Raw genomic sequence first — 16,730 nt, 5'->3', positions numbered from 1 at the left:
CTGTTTACCTCTTGGTAATTCAGTCTCTTATATAAAGGAAAAGATGATGACGTTGAGATTCGTGGGTTTATTGGCAGCTAGCCTTGTATTGGCCGCATGTAGTAAAGATGCTTTGAACACGCCTGTTGAGGCGATTCCTGATTGTGTATTTGCTGATGGCTCGAACCAAGCTGCTCCTGCTTGGGTGTGTGGCGCGCCAGTTGAAGGTGTTGCTTTGTCTGCGGTAGGTTATAGCGAAAAATCAGCTGCTGGCCCTAACTACATGAAGCAAATGGCGGCGACTGCTGCACGTGTTGAATTGGCTCAAGTGCTAAGTCTTGATCTACAAAACATGGTGAAGCAGTATGTTGAAACAACGGGTGCTGGTGATGCGGAAACAGTAGATCGCGTAAACAGCGTAGTGACTAAGCAAGTAACAGAGCAAAAGTTGATTGGCTCTAAAGTTGTGCGTCAGATGCCAACGCCTAGTGGCGGTTTGGTTGTTTTGGTTGGTTTAGATCCTGATCAAGCTGGAAAAGTAGCACAAGATATTTTGCGTACTTCTATGAAAAATGAACAAGCTTTGTATCAAAAATTAGAATCTGAAAAAAGTTTTGATGAATTGGCAGAAGAAATCGCCAAACGTCACGCTAATTAAATAAGCCATAATGATGAGTAGTGCTTAAGTTTAAGCACTACTCATCATTATTTTGCTCTAAATATTTGTTTCTTCATCAAAAATCGGAGTGGGCTTTTTATTGCTATCTACTGCGACAAAGTTGAAGTGTCCAGTTACTGCTTTTGTGCGTTTATCACTGTCCAACTGTTCTAGAAAAATCGATACTTCTACTTTCAATGATGTTCTGCCCACGTGAACGACACGAGCAATTAACTCAACTAAAATACCTGAAGGGATAGGTTGCTTAAAATCTACTTGCTCAGTTGAAATGGTTACCATGGTTTTTCTGGCGAAGCGAGTTGCTGCGATATAGGCTACTTCGTCCATCCACTGTAAGGCGATACCACCGAATAATGTGTCGTAATGATTTGTTGTTGCTGGAAAGACCATTTTTGCAACGCGCGTTTCTGATATTTCTTCTCGTTTTTGAATGAGTAGCTTGTTCATGTCAATAAAACCCTTTCTTTCAATGATTCTGTTAAGCTGCATTATACTCGCTGGAATGAGTGGTTGTGACACGCGCTTTCAAGCCGAAGACGTTTTATCTCAATATGTTGCTGATTTAAATCGCTCGCAGTTTATGTCTGTTTCTTCTCCTGCAATCGTGATGCCAGCTAGCTTACCGTCATCACGTCATCGTCAACAAAGTTTGACTCAGTTTGATATTGGTTTATTGGATTTTTTGTCTTTGCAGCAATGTGATGTTGGTATTGTGGCGGGCAGAAAAAATAGTATTCTTGGCAAGGTCATGCCTGATAGCCAACGATTTTTATATGAGTTGGATATTATTCGAGCCATTGAATCATGCGATATCAAAAATGAATCCTTGTCTAAAGAATTGCATCTGATAGCCCAGCAGAAGCGCCGTGAGTTACCGATGGCATTTGGTAATGCGCTTTTTAATGGCGCAGAAAGTGGTGTTTTTTTTAGTTTGTCTAATGGTTTTTTACCTCTTAACTATTCTACTGCAGAGCAACAAGAGTTATTAAATGCTTTAAATCGATTAGTTGTTGTTGGCGAAAATCTCGAAGACCTTCCACTTGTAGATGCTAATGTGTTTGAAGGCGATCTAAAAATATTGATGGATAGCGAGTATGCTGGCCGATTGCTGTATTCCCTAGTTAGGGTCTCGAGTTATTTGGATTTAGTTGCTAGTGAGATAAAAACATTAGATGACGATATTTGTGGTGCTCCAATGGTTTACCTTAAACAACAGTTTGAGGTGCATTACGTAAAAGTTATTCAACCTTATATGGGGAGAATTAATCGAGGTGCTTATCAGGTTTTACCGCTTTTGAATCGACTGTTCTCGGTCAGTGAGCCACTAAGTCGAGATATGCATGATTTTTCGGATCAATTTTCTTTGAAGGAATCGGATAGTGTTTGGCAGCGTTATCAGTGGGCTTCTCAAAACCATGCTCGGCAGTGGAGCGCTTTATTGACTAAATGTTCGGTTTCTATTGGTGGTGAGTTATAGCAAAGAAATCGTTAGATATGAGTATTTATTTGTTGCTCTAAACTTTCAACCGCATCGTATTGGTAGGCGGGTCCTTCTGCCAAAGGTTCGAAGCTCAATGCTTTTAGCAAGGCTATGTTTGCAATTGGATTTTCTCCAATGCTGTGCGAAAACTGTATTGGCCGTGTAATTGCGTGAGGTTTATGGCGACTTAATTCATCTGGTGTATCAATGATTGATGGGCCGGGTTGATTAAATAAACTCATTAATAAGGCAAAATGAGCACTGCCAGAAACCGGTTTGCCCGCTTTACTGCTTTGGGTTACCTGTGTTTCAACAATTTCTCTTATATTCATTTATGAGCCTATTAAATTATCTACGATAACGCTATCGGCACAGAGTGATTTTTCTTAAAGAAAACAGGGAACTAATTAAAAAATGCTTTTTATCGAAGGCTTTTGTGGGTGGAATATAACTATTTTTCCTTATAGTACGATATGAGCGCTTTCTAATTGTGATTTTTTGTAGATAAGGCTATCAATTTTTATTCAATGTATAGCCCAAAGTGTTTAAGCATCGTACTATAATGCATTACAGATCAATTATATTTTTAGAATCTTCTGCTTTTATTTAGAAAAGTGAGCCGCTTAACATCAGTGCGGTAGGGCATAGTGCATGCATGATATTAACGAACTGATCGACAATGTTAGACGCAATGAAGAGATCGCGCGCAAGTTTTTTGAGATCGAGCGCTGTATCCTTTCGATTGGCCGTTGTGATCAGTTTGTTTCTACATTAACCAAAGAAGTGCAAAAGCAATTTAGTGTGCCCTATGTTTGGGTAAACTTAATCAATGAAGCGCCTTTGTCTCATCTGATAGAAAGTCTAGAAAAAATGCCTGATCTACGTGATCGAGTACTTTTTTCAAGACGTCGTTCAATGATTGATATCATCAAATCCAGTAATAAAACGATTTTGATTAATACCAATCTCAGTCGTTGCTGGGAGATCATTCCTCCTGTGTATCGGGATATTATTTCTTCTGTTGCTATCTCACCATTAACTATTGATGGTGAGTTGGTTGGGTTGTTTTGCCAAGCTGATTCAGATAGTTCTCGCTATGATGCCACCACCAAAGACACTTTTTTGCTCGATCAGTTGGCGATTAAGATTTCTATTTGCTTGAGCAATGTGACGGCAAGGGAAAAACTAGAATATTTGGCGACGCGCGATCCTTTAACTGGCTTACTAAATCGCCGACAGCTAGAGTTAATGCTAGATCGTGAGTTTGCTCGGTCTAAGATGCAGGAACGTGATTTAACGGTCGTATTCATTGATTGTGATGCCTTTAAATCGATCAATGATACATTGGGCCATAATTGTGGTGATGAAGTATTGGAGTATATCGCTAAGCGTTTGCTAAAATACGTTCATAAGCAAGGGCTGGCATTTCGCTTTGCTGGTGATGAATTTGTGTTTGTCATGCCAGGGAAAAGCTATGATCAAGCCATTTTAGTAGCGGAATCTATTCAAGAATACCTGCAATCTAACCCATTAAGGTATAAATCTAATCTTGTACCTATTACTATTAGTTACGGTGGTGCAAGTGTCATGTCTGACATGCCAAGTAACTATAAGCATTTGCTGAAAGTAGCAGATGAGCGCCTCTATGATTATAAAAATAACCGTAAAAGATTGGTGCCAACAAAAGTCTTTAAATTTTTAAATAGACTCAGATAATGTTGTAATTTTATTACAATATTACGCTTATTTTTTCAAGGTCGCGGTATTTTTCACCTCAATTTTGTTGTAAAATTTCAAAAAAATTAAATAGGGTTCGTTTATGTCCCATGCTTTAATCGCCGATCTTGGTGGAACTAATGCGCGTTTTGCCTTGGTTCCTATCCATCAATACGAGCCTCTAGAAGTTAGAGTGCTTCCTTGTGAAAATTACGATAGTTTTTTTGATGCTGCAGCAGACTATGTAGAAAACTGTAGTATTAGCATGGATAAAATAGACGCTATTGTTTTGGCGATTGCAGGGCCTGTAAACCAACCTGTAATACGCTTTTCTAACAATCCATGGCAATTTACCCGTGCAGAAGTTCAGGCCTATTTTGGCGATGATAAAGCGGTGGCCTTATTGAACGATTTTGATGCGGTTGGTCATTGTTTGGAAATCCTTGAACCCAAGGACCTGGTTGTCATTGGTGAAAACTCAACAGTAGATCCAAAAGGGGCTTGTTGGGTGGTTGGAGCTGGAACTGGTTTGGGAATATCCTGTGTTGTTCCTCAAGATAATGGTCCTAATATTGTGTTGCCTGGAGAAGGTGGGCACGTTGACTTGTCTGCATGTAACGAAGTCGAAGATGATATTTTAAAATTCCTACGTACCCGTCATAAGCGAGTTTCAGCAGAGCGTGTTTTATCAGGAATGGGACTCGAAAATATATACGAAGCCTTGGCATTGCGCGACGGGATTGAAAAGCGCTTAACAGCGCCTGAAATTGGCGAAGCATTAAAGCTTGGTAATGACCCTATAGCAACTGCTACTTTAGAGCAGTTCTTTGTGTTTTTGGGGCGAGTGATTGGCGATCTTGTGCTGTCAGTTGAATCTCGCGGCGGTGTATATATTGCCGGTGGTATTGTTCCTCGTTATTTAAATGCAATTCTTGAAAGTGGTTTCCGTGACGCGATGCAAGACAAAGGTCGTATGAAAGAATTTGTTTCCCCTATTCCGACTTTTGTTGTGATGTCTGAATACCCAGGGCTGATGGGCTGTGCATGTTATGCGTCCCATCTTGTGTCGAAAGCCTAGATTAGTTGGAGAAGAGATAATGAAGGCCAGTTTAAAAGCCTGTGATGTTGTAATTTTTGGTGGTGGTGGTGATCTTGCTATGCGCAAGTTGCTTCCTGCTTTGTTCCATTTGGATATGGATGGTTTGCTTGCTCCGACGACGCGTATCATTGGAGCTTCAAGACGAGAAGTAAGCACTGAAGAGTATCAGACAAAGATTCGAGCTGCGCTTGATGAATTTGTACCTTCAAGTATTGGTGATGAAAAAACATGGCCCCGCTTTAAAGAGCGTTTGAGCTATGTTTCTGTTGATGCGCAGGAAGAGTCTGATTTTTCTCGATTGAATGATCACCAGGTCGGTGGCGATGACCGTGACGTTGTATTTTACCTAGCAACTTCTCCAGATCTATTTGGTTCTATCTGTTCGTCATTGGCAGCACACGGTTTAAATGCTGATCGCATGCGTGTTGTGTTAGAGAAGCCACTTGGTCGAGATCTAGCTTCATCCCGTGCGATTAACGATGAAGTAATGAAGAACTTTAATGAGCAGCAAGCTTTTCGTATAGATCACTACCTTGGAAAAGAAACTGTACAAAACCTGTTGGCGATTCGCTTTGGTAACACACTATTTGAACCTTTATGGGACAGTGCGCACATTGATAACGTGCAGATTACTGTGTCAGAAACGGTTGGTGTAGAAGGTCGTTGGGGTTATTACGATAAAGCCGGTGCAATGCGTGACATGGTGCAAAACCATTTGATCCAGCTTTTATGCTTAGTTGCGATGGAGCCTCCGGGTCGAATGGATGCGGACTCTGTACGTGATGAAAAAATCAAAGTTTTAAAAGCACTGCGTCCAATTGCTGGAGCAAATGCTTATACCAAAACCGTGCGTGGTCAATATGCCAAAGGCATGATCAAAGGTAAGGATGTTCAAGGTTACTTTGATGAAGAGGGTAGTAACCCGAATTCAAGAACTGAGACCTTTGTTGCTTTGCGAGCTGATATTGATAACTGGCGTTGGGCTGGTGTGCCGTTTTACCTGAGAACGGGTAAACGTCTTGGTCAGCGTTATTCTGAGATTGTTATTCAATATAAGGCTGTTCCGCACAGTATCTTTAGTGATGAGAGTAATCGCCAACTTCAGCGTAACCAGTTGATTATTCGTCTTCAGCCAGAAGAGAAAATCTCTTTAACTGTAATGAATAAGGTTCCAGGCGTGAGCGAAGGCATGGTTCTTCAGCCAGTTGATTTGAACTTGAGTCTGACTGAAGCATTTAATGATAAGCGTAGCCCGGAAGCTTATGAGCGATTATTGCTTGATGTGATGCGCAACGACGCAACTTTGTTTATGCGTTACGATGAAGTTGAGGCGGCTTGGAAATGGGTGGATGGAATTATGTCTGCTTGGAATCAAACTAGTGAGCGTCCAAAAGAATATGCTTCTGGTTCATGGGGTCCTGCAGCGTCTATGGCATTGCCAATTAAAGACGGCCGTAATTGGCACGATTACTAGCCCTAAAACAAAGAAGCTTTTAAAAAAGGAAAATAATAATGACCACTTCTTATACTGCTGAACAAGTTATGACAGCTACGCCTGTTGTGCCTGTTATTGTTGTTGATGATGTTGCTCAAGCTGTAGCGCTTGGTAAAGCACTTGTTGCTGGCGGAGTGCCTGTTTTAGAGGTTACTTTGCGTACACCAGCTGCCTTGGAGGCAATTACTGCACTTCGCAAGGAAGTGCCTGATGCGATTGTTGGCGCGGGAACCGTGTGTTCACGTGCGCAATACATTCAGGCGATTGAAGCTGGATCACAGTTTATTATCAGCCCTGGAATGACGGCTGATCTATTGGCTGTAGGTAAAGAGTATGATGTTCCTTACTTGCCTGCTGTTGCGACCATTTCTGATATTTTACTGGGGATGGAATACGGATATGACCGTTTTAAATTTTTCCCGGCAGAAGTGAATGGCGGTGTGAAAGCATTGAAAGCATTTGGTGGTCCATTACCGCAAATTAAATTTTGTCCAACGGGCGGGATTGGTGCTGACAACTTCCGTGAGTATTTAGCATTGCCTAACGTGCTTTGTGTGGGTGGTTCGTGGATTGTTCCAACCGATTTGGTTCGTGCTGGTAAATGGGATGAAATTACTGAGTTGGCGAAATCTGTCGCTCAGTAATAAGCAGTAAACAGTAAATAGATTTAGTGTTATTGATTTATATAATTAAAAAAGGGAAGAGCATATGCTCTTCCCTTTTTTGTTTTTCGCTGTCGGTATTGTTATAGATTTTCTTCGGCAAACTCAGCGAGTCGGCTTCGTTCTATGCCATTGACATGCATGATACTGGCGTATTTAAAGGACTTAGTTTTTTCGACTAAGTAGGTTAGGCCTGATGTAAGTGGGGTGATGTACTTGTTATCGATTTGTGCCAAGTTGCCAAGTACGATGATTTTTGAGTTGCTGCCTACTCGAGTCACGATAGACTTTAGCTGAAACTGCGTTAATCCTTGCGCCTCATCAATGATAATTAGCGCATTATTAAAAGATCGGCCGCGCATAAAGTTCAAAGACTTGAACTGAATGTTGGCTTTTTGCTTTACGTAATCGATGCTGCTAAAAGAGTGCTCGTCAGCGCCATGTAGAATTTCTAAGTTATCATCGAAGGCTGCCAGCCAAGGCGCCATTTTCTCTTCTTCCGTACCTGGCAAGAAGCCAATGTCTTCTGCCATTGGTGGTGTTGATCTGGCAACAATGATCTTATTAAAGCGTTTTTCCTCCATGGTGACTTGTAGTCCATAGGCTAAGGCTAATAGTGTCTTACCAGAGCCTGCTGGGCCTGTCATTACCATGAGGTCTGAGTTGTCATGGCGTAATAAATAAAACGCCATGGCTTGCTCTAGGTTGCGTGGCAATATACCCCAGAAGTTTTGGTTCATCAGGTGCTGTTTGTTTATATCGAGTAAAAAAACGTGTTCCTGATCCAGATTGACCACAAATCCAATAAAGTCTTCATCATCAATCACAAACATATTGAAATAGATGTTGGGTAAGTGCCTTTTGTCTATGACATGTACTGTGTGGCGGCCATGCGCTTCAGTTTTAACACTTTCTATAGTAGACCAAAAGCTACCGCTAAACTGAATATAGCCTTTGCTCATTAAGTCTAGATCATCAAGAACTTTATCTTTTCTGTAGTCTTCCACGCGCTCTAACCCAGAGCCTTTGGCTTTGATGCGCATATTGATATCTTTGGTTACAAGGCAAACAGAAGAGCGTGGGTGGGTTGCCTGTAGGCTTAGGCCAACATTGATGATGCGATTGTCGTTGGCGTGGTCGTGGTTGCCGTTTAAGAAAGGAACATTGTCGGTAAGGGTGATTTGTTGGTCTGGGTAAATGGCTAAAGAGCCTTCGCTTCGCTTATTCTGGTCTTTATCCACATCGTTGCTCACGATTCTGATTGGGACTCCTGCTTGTAGTTCTCTAGGTGAAGCATCGCCTACTATTTTATCAATGGTGTTAATTGCAACCCGAGCTTCGCGGCTCACATCTTTTTCTCTTCTGTCTTTAATAACGTCCAATTCTTCGAGGACGGTCATAGGAATAACGACTTTGTGCTCGGCAAACGCATAAATTGCTAATGGATCGTGCAATAAAACATTGGTATCAAGAACGTAGATTTTTTCCATAGAGTATTACTCCGGCAATGAACATGAAGTTTTCTTTTGAAGAACGAATAAACGAACAAAACAAATAAGTACTTAGTGTCTTTGGGGGGAGCTGAGCTTTTAATGAGAGAAAGTGAAATACTATAGAAAGCGGTTGGCTAGATATTGTATCCGCCAAGGATGGGTGGAAAATTGAACTCTTTTGATTATGGCTTTGTAGCAAGCTAAACCTCACTGTCTTTATCCATACTCTAATTAGAGTGTATGACAGTTTTGTTGCTTATGCTTGTTCTAATAGAATTTTTTAACATTTTTTAGTTATAAAAAAACCGCTGTTTATGGCAGCGGTTTTTTGGTGCTTGACTAACCTCAGTCGTCTAAGAAGCTTCTTAGGTGCTCTGAACGGCTAGGGTGGCGTAGTTTGCGTAGTGCTTTGGCTTCGATTTGACGAATACGCTCACGAGTAACGTCAAACTGTTTACCAACCTCTTCAAGAGTGTGGTCGGTATTCATATCAATACCGAAACGCATGCGTAGAACTTTGGCTTCACGAGCGGTTAGGCCTGCAAGCACCATAGTTGTTGACTCACGTAAGCCTTCAATCGTCGCTATATCAATAGGAGATTCAGCGCCATCGTCTTCAATGAAGTCACCCAGGTGAGAATCTTCATCATCACCGATAGGGGTTTCCATAGAGATAGGTTCTTTTGCGATCTTCAACACTTTGCGAATTTTATCTTCAGGCATGTCCATGCGAGCAGCTAATTCTTCAGGTGTTGCTTCACGACCCATTTCCTGAAGCATCTGACGAGAGATACGATTTAATTTATTAATCGTTTCAATCATGTGTACTGGAATACGGATGGTGCGAGCCTGATCGGCAATCGAGCGAGTAATTGCCTGACGAATCCACCAAGTGGCATAAGTTGAGAACTTATAACCACGGCGATATTCAAATTTATCAACCGCTTTCATTAGGCCAATGTTACCTTCTTGAATAAGATCCAAGAATTGTAGGCCACGATTGGTGTATTTTTTCGCAATAGAAATAACCAAACGCAAGTTAGCTTCAACCATTTCTTTCTTAGCTCGGCGAGCTCGAGTTTCCCCGATAGAAATACGACGGTTAATTTCTTTTAGTTCTGCGATAGTTAGGCCAGTCTCTTTTGAAACAGCGCGAAGTTTGCGTTGGCTGCGCATAAACTCAGCTTCATTCTCTTCAAGCGTTGCCGCGTAATCGGCACCAGAAGCAATTTGCTCTTTAAGCCAATCTGGGTTGGTTTCATTGCTTGGGAAGCGTTTCAAAAACTCAGTTCTTGGCATGCCTGATTTACGTACACACACTTGCATGATAAGACGCTCTTGGTCGCGCACTTTTTCCATGCGTGAACGAACGCGATCAATCAAATCATCAAACAGCTTAGGAACAAGTTTGATAGGAGCAAAGCTGATGCTTAACTCTTCTTGCTTGCTTTGAACTGCAGGATCTTGTCTATTGCTATTTTCTAGCAAGACTTTTAATTCATTATAGATGCGTGCGATATCGTTGAAACGCAAAGCTGTTTCTTCAGGATCAGGGCCGTTATCTGTCTCTTCTTCAGTTGTTTCTGAATCATCGTCATCGTCGTCACTGTCTACAGTGTCTTCTTCGATAATCGGTTCTTCAGTAATTGCTTCTTCAAAAACAGGTTCTTCGCCATCACCGTCGATGAAACCGCTAAATATATCGCTTAAACGACCTTCTTCTTCCTGTACTTTTGCGTATGCATCAAGCAATACGTCTACCGCACCAGGGAAGTATGAAATGGCCGCCATGACTTCGCGAGTACCTTCTTCGATACGCTTTGCAATGGCTATTTCGCCTGCACGAGTCAATAGCTCAACTGTACCCATTTCGCGCATATACATACGCACTGGATCGGTTGTTCTGGTAATGTCGCCTTCTACTGCAGCTAATGCGGCAGCCGCTTCTTCGGCAGCAGCTTCATCTGTAGCATCGCCTTCTTCCATAAGAAGGCTATCTTTATCAGGAGCAACTTCAGAAACCGTAATGCCCATGTCGTTGATCATGGCAATGATTTCTTCTACTTGCTCCGGGTCTGAAAGGTCATCAGGGAGGTGGTCGTTAACTTCAGCAAAAGTTAGGTAACCTTGTTCTTTACCCTTGGAGATCAGCTCTTTGAGACGTGACTGTTGAGTGTCTGGCATTCGACAACCTATCGTTAGAAATTCATTTGGGAGTTTAGCAAGCCGCGGATTATAACAAAATCAATCACTTTTATCCACCGAATCCTATTTTTTTTGAATGAAAAATAAACGGTGTTTAAGGTTTTTTTTGTCTAATTAAATCCATTAAATTCCGTAATTCCTGCTTGCTGCTATTATCCTTTATGGATTCATTCCCCTTACTTTTCAACCGTGCGATGCTGCTATTTAATCCAAGGTTTTTTTCTAGCGCTAAAACCATATCGAGCACTTCTTGCTGCGCATTGGTTATTTTTTGCTTGGTTGTAGCGTCTTGGTGGTTTAATAGTGCGTAAATAGACGATATTGTGGTTTTATCTGTCATTTCGCCCAGCAAGTGTCCGGTGTTTTTTTGAGGGTGTTTTGCGAAATATCTCCATATTTTGCAAAAGATTTGTAGTTCGTCGTTAGCTTGATTCACCAATGGGTCGGGTAAATCGATTTCTTTCGCTATATGCGGATGCAGCAAAATACACAGGGTGGCTTGTTTTATTCGGCTGAGACTTGGTGCTGCCGGTGGAAGAGCTGGTTCGTCGTTGTAAAATTTACCCTTAGAGAAAGGTTTTTTTCCAAATGGTTTTTTGAACGAACCTTGTGTTTTGGGTTGAGTGGTTGAGGGTGTGTAATCGTTATGGTGAAAATCATCATAATCGCCATGGGATGGTTCGTAATCGTAATGGCTTAGATCTGGTGTATCGCCATCAAAATGTTGAATTTGCTGTGTGTGGCTTTGAGGTGTTGGCTCGTGACCTTCCGTCGGTGTGTGTTGGCGGCGAGTTTTAAATACCGTGTTGCCTAGTGTTTCGCTGTCTATGCCTGATTGGTCGCTTAATTGACGAATTAATACCGAGCGAAAGGTTAGCTCTTTAGGTATTTGTTTAATCATTTCCATGGCGTTGCGGGCAAATTGCGCTTCACCTTCTTCATCACCAAGGGTTACTTGATTTCGGGCGTGGTCAAACAGGACGTGAGATAAAGATGATGCGTCTTCTAGGCGGCGATTAAAGGCTTCTTTGCCTTCTTTTCTAACAAGAGAATCCGGATCCTCTCCCTCTGGCAAGAATAGAAAGCGTATTTGTTTTTCGTCTTGCATGACGGGAAGAGAGGCTTCTAGGCCGCGTATTGCGGCGGCACGGCCAGCTTTATCGCCATCAAAGCAGAGTACCACTTTGCTGACCAGTTTAAATAATTTGCGTATGTGTTGGCTATTTACGGATGTGCCCAGTGTGGCGACCGCATTAGTAATGCCATGTTGCGCCAATACGATGACGTCCATGTAACCTTCAACCACAATAATTTGGTCGAGTATTGGGGTGTTTTGCTTTGCTTCAAATAAACCGTAAAGTTCTTGGCTTTTTTGAAAAACGGGTGTTTCAGGAGAGTTTAAATATTTGGGTTTTTCATCCCCAAATGCGCGTCCGCCAAAGGCAATAACTCGACCTCGTGAATCACGAATAGGGAAAATAATGCGATCACGAAAGCGGTCGTAATAATGACCTAGCTGGTCTTTTTTCTCTATTAGCATGCCGCCAAGCAATAGTTGTTCTTGGCTTTCTGCGCGGGTGCCGATTTTTTTGAGAAGATTGTCCCACCCTGGTGGTGCGTAACCTAGGCCAAATACTTTAGCAATTTGACCGGATAATCCGCGGTCTTTGGATAAATAGTCTGTGGCTTTTTTCTTGTCTGGGTGTTGGGTTAATTGCTGTTGATAAAATTGCGAGCTTTCAGATAGACGTTTTAGTAATTCTGCGTTTTGCTCGTATCTATCTGGTGCGCCTTGTTCTCTTGGGACTTCCATGCCAGCGTCTTTTGCGAGCGTTTCAATCGCGTCGACAAAGTCTACATGGTCATGTTCCATAATAAATGAAATGGCGTTGCCGCCAGCGCCGCAACCGAAGCAGTAATAAAACTGCTTGTTTGGATTTAAGCTAAAAGACGGGCTTTTTTCATTGTGGAAAGGGCAGAGGGCGCTATAATTTTGCCCGGTTTTTTTTAAGCTAATACGAGACGCAACCACATCGGTTAAGTCGGTTCGAGCCAAAAGCTCATCAATAAACTGATCAGGAATGCGCCCCGCCATTAGATTAGCCTAGTTGTGCTTTAACTTGTTTGCTGATTTGTGCCATGTCAGCACGGCCTTGTACTTGAGGTTTTACAATGGCCATAACGGCACCCATTTGCTGCATAGAGCTGGCGCCAGTTTCTGCGATTGCCGCTTTAACAATCTCACCGACTTCATCATCAGTCAATGGTGTTGGCAAGAACTCGCTAATGATTGCCATTTCTTCTTGTTCGATTGCAGCCAGGTCTTCACGGCCGCCATCGATGAATTGTTGATTAGAATCTTTGCGCTGCTTGTTCATTTTGTCTAGAACGGCTAATACACGAGCGTCATCTAATTCAATGCGTTCATCAACTTCGATTTTTTTGCATTCAGATAGAATAGTGCGAATCACAGTGACGCGTTGTTTTTCTTTAGCGCGCATTGCGGTTTTTAGGGTCTCTGAGATAAACTTTTTTAATTCTGACATGGGATCCTCTTTTAATTCATAGAGCTTTAATTCACTGAGACAGTTTGCCTGTAACGCTGCGCAGAGGTCTCTTTGGAAGCAAAAAAAACGGCTAGTTGCTTAACTAGCCGTTTTTTATAAGCCTAAATGTTAGAAACGTCTAGGCAAACATTTGTTTTTTAGCAAATTGCCAAACGGCAGATTGGCCTAGTACAAACGTTGGAATTTCTTCTGTTCACGAGAAACTTTCTTAGCGTGGCGTTTAACAGCAGCGGCTGCAGCACGTTTGCGAAGAGTAGTTGGTTTTTCGTAGCATTCACGACGACGAACTTCAGCCAAAACGCCTGCTTTTTCACAAGAGCGTTTGAAGCGACGTAGAGCGATGTCAAATGGTTCGTTATCTTTTACTTTTACTGCTGGCATGTTATTACCTTTAATAATATTTTTCTAAAGTTTAAGTATTCACAAAAACGGCGTGAATCATACCCGTATTTAATGGGCTTTCAAAGCGCGCTTTTGTTGAACAGAGTGTGATCCAGTATGGATCGATTTTTCTAGGCTATAAAAAGCCCAACCCTGAACAGACTATTGTCGCGTCTGTAACTGTATTCATTTTTTAAGAGGGTGTTTGGATCGCCATTTAACTGCCATAAGAAGTACTTACACCAGAAGCTATGTGCCAAACTAGAAAAATCACCTGCCTTTTAATTTAAACATTTAAAACGCGCGCATTATAATGCTTTTGTCTTGTTGTGTCTAATTTCATTTGGCTTGTCTTTTAAGTAAGTGGTTCTTTCCTCTGCAACGGTCGAGATAGATAGGGTACAATGCGCTCAAATTATTGATGAGATTATTTTGATGAAAGTATTGGGATTAGAAACCTCTTGTGATGAGACGGGTATCGCGATTTACGATACTGACAATGGTCTGTTGGCTCACAAGATTTATTCTCAAATTGCACAGCACGCTGAATATGGTGGCGTAGTGCCAGAGTTGGCTTCTCGTGATCATGTTCGTAAAACCTTGCCGCTTATTGATGAAGTGTTGCAAGAAGCGGGAATGAAAAAGTCGGAATTGGATGCTGTTGCTTATACAAGCGGTCCAGGTTTGGTTGGTGCCTTAATGGCTGGCGCCACGATTGGGCGTTCTCTGGCGTATGCTTTAGGGATTCCTGCTTTGGGTGTTCATCATATGGAAGGTCACCTTCTTGCTCCTATGTTAGAAGAGTCTCAACCTGAAATGCCTTTTGTTGCTTTGCTGGTTTCGGGTGGACACACTCAGTTGGTTCGAGTAGATGGGATTGGTGAGTATCGTCTTCTAGGGCAATCTCTTGATGATGCTGCTGGCGAAGCGTTTGATAAAGCGGCAAAAATGATTGGTTTGCCTTATCCTGGTGGGCCGCAAATTGCAGCTTTGGCAAAACAAGGTAATCCTAAATCTGGATTGAAATTTCCTCGTCCTATGACAGATCGTCCAGGTTTAGATTTTAGTTTTAGCGGTTTGAAAACGGCGTTTTTGACGTCGGTTCATGATGCACTCGATAACGACCGTTGTGACGAGCAATTTAAAGCGGATGCCGCTTTGGCATTTGAAACCGCAGTGGTGGACACTTTAGTAATTAAGTGTCGCCGTGCGCTGGAAGCGGAAGGTTTGAAGCAGTTAATTATCGCTGGTGGTGTAAGTGCAAACCAGCGTTTGCGTGAACAGCTTGAGAGTCAGTTGAAAAAAATAAAAGCCAGCGTGTTTTATGCTCGACCAGAATTTTGTACTGATAATGGTGCCATGATTGCTTATGCGGGTGCCCAGCGTTTGGTGAATGGCCAATCTTCTGAGTTAAGCTTGTCGATACGTGCTCGTTGGCCTTTGTCTGAATTGCCACCTTTGAAGGAATCTTAATATGAAAGACTTGGTCTTTATTGAAGGTCTAAAAACTCAAGCCGTGATTGGTGTCTATGAGTGGGAAAAAAAGATTCAGCAGGATTTGGTATTTGATTTAGAAATGGAACACGATAACCGTGTTCCAGCAGAGACCGATGATCTGGCTAAGACCCTAGATTACGAAGCTATCTCGAATTATATTTTGGCATTTTGTGCAGAGCGTCAGTTTGAGTTAATCGAAACCTTAGCTGAGCATTTAGTAGGCGAGTTGATTGGGCGGTTTAAGTTGAATGCTGTCACGTTAACTTTGCGTAAACCCGGCGCGGTTTCAGCGGCGCAGGCTGTCGGTGTGAAAATTCACAGAAAATCTGCTGTGACTTATTAAGAAAGTGATAGTTTGATAGAGCTATTAAGAGTTAGCTAATCAGTGGTGAAAGTGTTTTGTCTAGAGCCTCGGCGCGCACTTTTTTAAGTGCTTGCCCTAGCTCTGCACCACTTAAGCCTTGTTTGATTAATCCTGCGGCATTGATTGCTGCAATAGTGTCTCGTAGTTTTTGCCAGTCCTCAAACCTGCTATTGGTTAAGCGACTTAGAACTTCAATCAGTAATATAAATGGTTGAGGTTTTTTTATGGCATTGACGGATATTAGCCAGTTCTCCCATGAAACGGCGTTCATTGGAATGCGCTGATTCTCTAAAAAAGAGCGAGTTTGCTCTGCGAGAATTTTGAATTGGTTTGGGCTACGGATACGTTGATGTAACTGGGTCAGTTCAGTAAGTGGCGTGTTTTTACTGAGAACGGCCCAGCGCTGAGCTGGTGTTATTTCTGTTTGGCTTAAGATATTAGTCGTTACTTGATTGTCTTTCCAAATAAGTTCAGGAAAGAGTTTCTCAAGGGCGTTCGCTTCCTTCAATACGGAAAAGAAAACATCAGCATGGCAAGTGTTAAGGGCTTTTTCTAGCTCTTTCCAAATGCGTTCTGCACTTAATGTGGAGAGCTCTCCAGACGCGCTAATAGCTTGCATCAAAAGCATGGTTTCTGGCGCTATGGTAAAGCCAAAGTGATGCAAGCGCGCAGCAAAGCGGGCGACTCGTAATACACGTAGTGGGTCTTCTATAAAGGCATCTGAGACATGGCGAAATACTCGGTCGAGCAAATCTTGTTGACCATTAAAGGGGTCAATCAAGGTGCCGCTTTCATCTTTTGCGATGGCGTTGATGGTTAGATCTCGTCGTTCTAGGTCTTCTTCTAAACTGATATCTGGTGAGAAATCACAGATGAAGCCAGTGTAGCCTTCGCCTTGTTTTTTTTCTTTACGGGCAAGGGCGTATTCTTCTTTACTCTTTGGGTGCAGGAAAACAGGGAATTGTTTTCCAACTTGTTGAAACCCTCTTTCTTCAAGTTGTTCTGGTGTGGCGCCTGTGACGACCCAGTCATGGTCGATAACTGGGAGTTCAAGTAAAGCGTCTCTAACGGCGCCGCCTACGAGATAAACTTGATAAGGGAGTGTCATTTTTA

The 16,730-nt window shown here is 42.3% G+C and carries 16 protein-coding genes; 8 read left to right on the top strand and 8 right to left on the bottom strand.

The genetic code is table 11. From position 1 onward, the window contains the following. Positions 1-46: 46 nt before the first annotated feature. A complete protein-coding gene (locus KPL72_RS12715; RefSeq protein ID WP_212917899.1) occupies positions 47-637 on the top strand; it encodes an LPP20 family lipoprotein in 591 nt (196 codons plus the stop codon). Positions 638-694: 57 nt separating this feature from the next. Here KPL72_RS12715 and KPL72_RS12710 read toward each other — a convergent pair whose 3' ends face one another. Next, the gene (locus tag KPL72_RS12710) at positions 695-1,105 is read right to left on the bottom strand and encodes an acyl-CoA thioesterase (RefSeq protein ID WP_212917900.1); all 411 of its coding nucleotides are present in this window, start codon (positions 1,103-1,105) and stop codon (positions 695-697) included. Between KPL72_RS12710 and KPL72_RS12705 the strand changes: the two genes are divergently transcribed. After that, positions 1,104-2,135 (top strand): DUF3080 family protein, encoded by a 1,032-nt coding sequence (locus KPL72_RS12705; protein ID WP_249411701.1) that lies wholly within the window; start codon positions 1,104-1,106, stop codon positions 2,133-2,135. The genes KPL72_RS12710 and KPL72_RS12705 overlap by 2 nt on opposite strands. A gap of 11 nt (positions 2,136-2,146) precedes the next feature. On the opposite strand, the gene KPL72_RS12700 is transcribed toward KPL72_RS12705, so the two are convergent. Next, complete coding sequence (locus tag KPL72_RS12700; protein ID WP_212917901.1) at positions 2,147-2,470, bottom strand: hypothetical protein; 324 nt, start codon at positions 2,468-2,470, stop codon at positions 2,147-2,149. A gap of 319 nt (positions 2,471-2,789) precedes the next feature. Between KPL72_RS12700 and KPL72_RS12695 the strand changes: the two genes are divergently transcribed. The 4 genes from KPL72_RS12695 (at position 2,790) to KPL72_RS12680 (ending at position 7,092) form a co-directional block, all read left to right on the top strand. After that, the gene (locus KPL72_RS12695; protein ID WP_212917902.1) at positions 2,790-3,854 is read left to right on the top strand and encodes a GGDEF domain-containing protein; all 1,065 of its coding nucleotides are present in this window, start codon (positions 2,790-2,792) and stop codon (positions 3,852-3,854) included. Between the two features lie 103 nt (positions 3,855-3,957). After that, entirely contained in the window at positions 3,958-4,932 is a 975-nt protein-coding gene (gene glk / locus KPL72_RS12690; protein ID WP_212917903.1) for a glucokinase, read from the top strand. Positions 4,933-4,951: 19 nt separating this feature from the next. Continuing rightward, positions 4,952-6,427, top strand: coding sequence for a glucose-6-phosphate dehydrogenase (gene zwf / locus KPL72_RS12685; protein WP_212917904.1), 1,476 nt, complete (start codon positions 4,952-4,954; stop codon positions 6,425-6,427). Positions 6,428-6,465: 38 nt separating this feature from the next. Then, positions 6,466-7,092, top strand: coding sequence for a bifunctional 4-hydroxy-2-oxoglutarate aldolase/2-dehydro-3-deoxy-phosphogluconate aldolase (locus tag KPL72_RS12680; RefSeq protein ID WP_212917905.1), 627 nt, complete (start codon positions 6,466-6,468; stop codon positions 7,090-7,092). A 101-nt stretch (positions 7,093-7,193) separates the two neighbouring features. Here KPL72_RS12680 and KPL72_RS12675 read toward each other — a convergent pair whose 3' ends face one another. The 5 genes from KPL72_RS12675 to rpsU all read right to left on the bottom strand — a co-directional run bounded on the left by KPL72_RS12675 (position 7,194) and on the right by rpsU (position 13,756). Next, a complete protein-coding gene (locus KPL72_RS12675) occupies positions 7,194-8,600 on the bottom strand; it encodes a PhoH family protein (RefSeq protein ID WP_212917906.1) in 1,407 nt (468 codons plus the stop codon). A 348-nt stretch (positions 8,601-8,948) separates the two neighbouring features. Next, positions 8,949-10,787 carry an RNA polymerase sigma factor RpoD gene (rpoD, locus tag KPL72_RS12670; RefSeq protein ID WP_212917907.1) on the bottom strand — a complete coding sequence of 613 codons (1,839 nt, stop codon included), beginning with the start codon at positions 10,785-10,787 and terminating at the stop codon, positions 8,949-8,951. A 115-nt stretch (positions 10,788-10,902) separates the two neighbouring features. Further along, on the bottom strand, positions 10,903-12,903 hold the full coding sequence (gene dnaG / locus KPL72_RS12665; RefSeq protein WP_219703094.1) for a DNA primase: 2,001 nt from the start codon (positions 12,901-12,903) through the stop codon (positions 10,903-10,905). Between the two features lie 4 nt (positions 12,904-12,907). Next, complete coding sequence (locus KPL72_RS12660) at positions 12,908-13,354, bottom strand: GatB/YqeY domain-containing protein (RefSeq protein WP_219703092.1); 447 nt, start codon at positions 13,352-13,354, stop codon at positions 12,908-12,910. A gap of 186 nt (positions 13,355-13,540) precedes the next feature. Continuing rightward, positions 13,541-13,756 (bottom strand): 30S ribosomal protein S21, encoded by a 216-nt coding sequence (gene rpsU / locus KPL72_RS12655; protein ID WP_009835737.1) that lies wholly within the window; start codon positions 13,754-13,756, stop codon positions 13,541-13,543. A 435-nt stretch (positions 13,757-14,191) separates the two neighbouring features. On the opposite strand from rpsU, the gene tsaD reads away from it, so the two are divergent. Beyond that, positions 14,192-15,229, top strand: coding sequence for a tRNA (adenosine(37)-N6)-threonylcarbamoyltransferase complex transferase subunit TsaD (tsaD, locus tag KPL72_RS12650; protein ID WP_219703220.1), 1,038 nt, complete (start codon positions 14,192-14,194; stop codon positions 15,227-15,229). Position 15,230: 1 nt separating this feature from the next. Beyond that, positions 15,231-15,596, top strand: coding sequence for a dihydroneopterin aldolase (gene folB, locus KPL72_RS12645; RefSeq protein WP_219703090.1), 366 nt, complete (start codon positions 15,231-15,233; stop codon positions 15,594-15,596). 31 nt (positions 15,597-15,627) lie between these two features. On the opposite strand, the gene KPL72_RS12640 is transcribed toward folB, so the two are convergent. Next, entirely contained in the window at positions 15,628-16,725 is a 1,098-nt protein-coding gene (locus tag KPL72_RS12640; RefSeq protein ID WP_219703088.1) for a tRNA nucleotidyltransferase/poly(A) polymerase-related protein, read from the bottom strand. Between the last annotated feature and the right edge of the window lie 5 nt (positions 16,726-16,730).

Source organism: Marinomonas lutimaris, assembly GCF_019426345.1.
GTDB classification, from domain to species: domain Bacteria; phylum Pseudomonadota; class Gammaproteobacteria; order Pseudomonadales; family Marinomonadaceae; genus Marinomonas; species Marinomonas lutimaris.
This window is presented reverse-complemented; position numbering and strand designations above follow the sequence as displayed.

Bases quoted from the DNA above. Each gene is read 5' to 3' on its own strand.
- rpoD (WP_212917907.1), bottom strand. From the start codon at position 10,787: ATGCCAGACACTCAACAGTCACGTCTCAAAGAGCTGATCTCCAAGGGT.
- tsaD (WP_219703220.1), top strand. From the start codon at position 14,192: ATGAAAGTATTGGGATTAGAAACCTCTTGTGATGAGACGGGTATCGCG.
- dnaG (WP_219703094.1), bottom strand. From the start codon at position 12,903: ATGGCGGGGCGCATTCCTGATCAGTTTATTGATGAGCTTTTGGCTCGA.
- KPL72_RS12680 (WP_212917905.1), top strand. From the start codon at position 6,466: ATGACCACTTCTTATACTGCTGAACAAGTTATGACAGCTACGCCTGTT.
- KPL72_RS12710 (WP_212917900.1), bottom strand. From the start codon at position 1,105: ATGAACAAGCTACTCATTCAAAAACGAGAAGAAATATCAGAAACGCGC.
- KPL72_RS12715 (WP_212917899.1), top strand. From the start codon at position 47: ATGACGTTGAGATTCGTGGGTTTATTGGCAGCTAGCCTTGTATTGGCC.
- folB (WP_219703090.1), top strand. From the start codon at position 15,231: ATGAAAGACTTGGTCTTTATTGAAGGTCTAAAAACTCAAGCCGTGATT.
- KPL72_RS12705 (WP_249411701.1), top strand. From the start codon at position 1,104: ATGTCAATAAAACCCTTTCTTTCAATGATTCTGTTAAGCTGCATTATA.
- KPL72_RS12640 (WP_219703088.1), bottom strand. From the start codon at position 16,725: ATGACACTCCCTTATCAAGTTTATCTCGTAGGCGGCGCCGTTAGAGAC.
- rpsU (WP_009835737.1), bottom strand. From the start codon at position 13,756: ATGCCAGCAGTAAAAGTAAAAGATAACGAACCATTTGACATCGCTCTA.
- KPL72_RS12695 (WP_212917902.1), top strand. From the start codon at position 2,790: ATGCATGATATTAACGAACTGATCGACAATGTTAGACGCAATGAAGAG.
- glk (WP_212917903.1), top strand. From the start codon at position 3,958: ATGTCCCATGCTTTAATCGCCGATCTTGGTGGAACTAATGCGCGTTTT.
- zwf (WP_212917904.1), top strand. From the start codon at position 4,952: ATGAAGGCCAGTTTAAAAGCCTGTGATGTTGTAATTTTTGGTGGTGGT.
- KPL72_RS12675 (WP_212917906.1), bottom strand. From the start codon at position 8,600: ATGGAAAAAATCTACGTTCTTGATACCAATGTTTTATTGCACGATCCA.
- KPL72_RS12700 (WP_212917901.1), bottom strand. From the start codon at position 2,470: ATGAATATAAGAGAAATTGTTGAAACACAGGTAACCCAAAGCAGTAAA.
- KPL72_RS12660 (WP_219703092.1), bottom strand. From the start codon at position 13,354: ATGTCAGAATTAAAAAAGTTTATCTCAGAGACCCTAAAAACCGCAATG.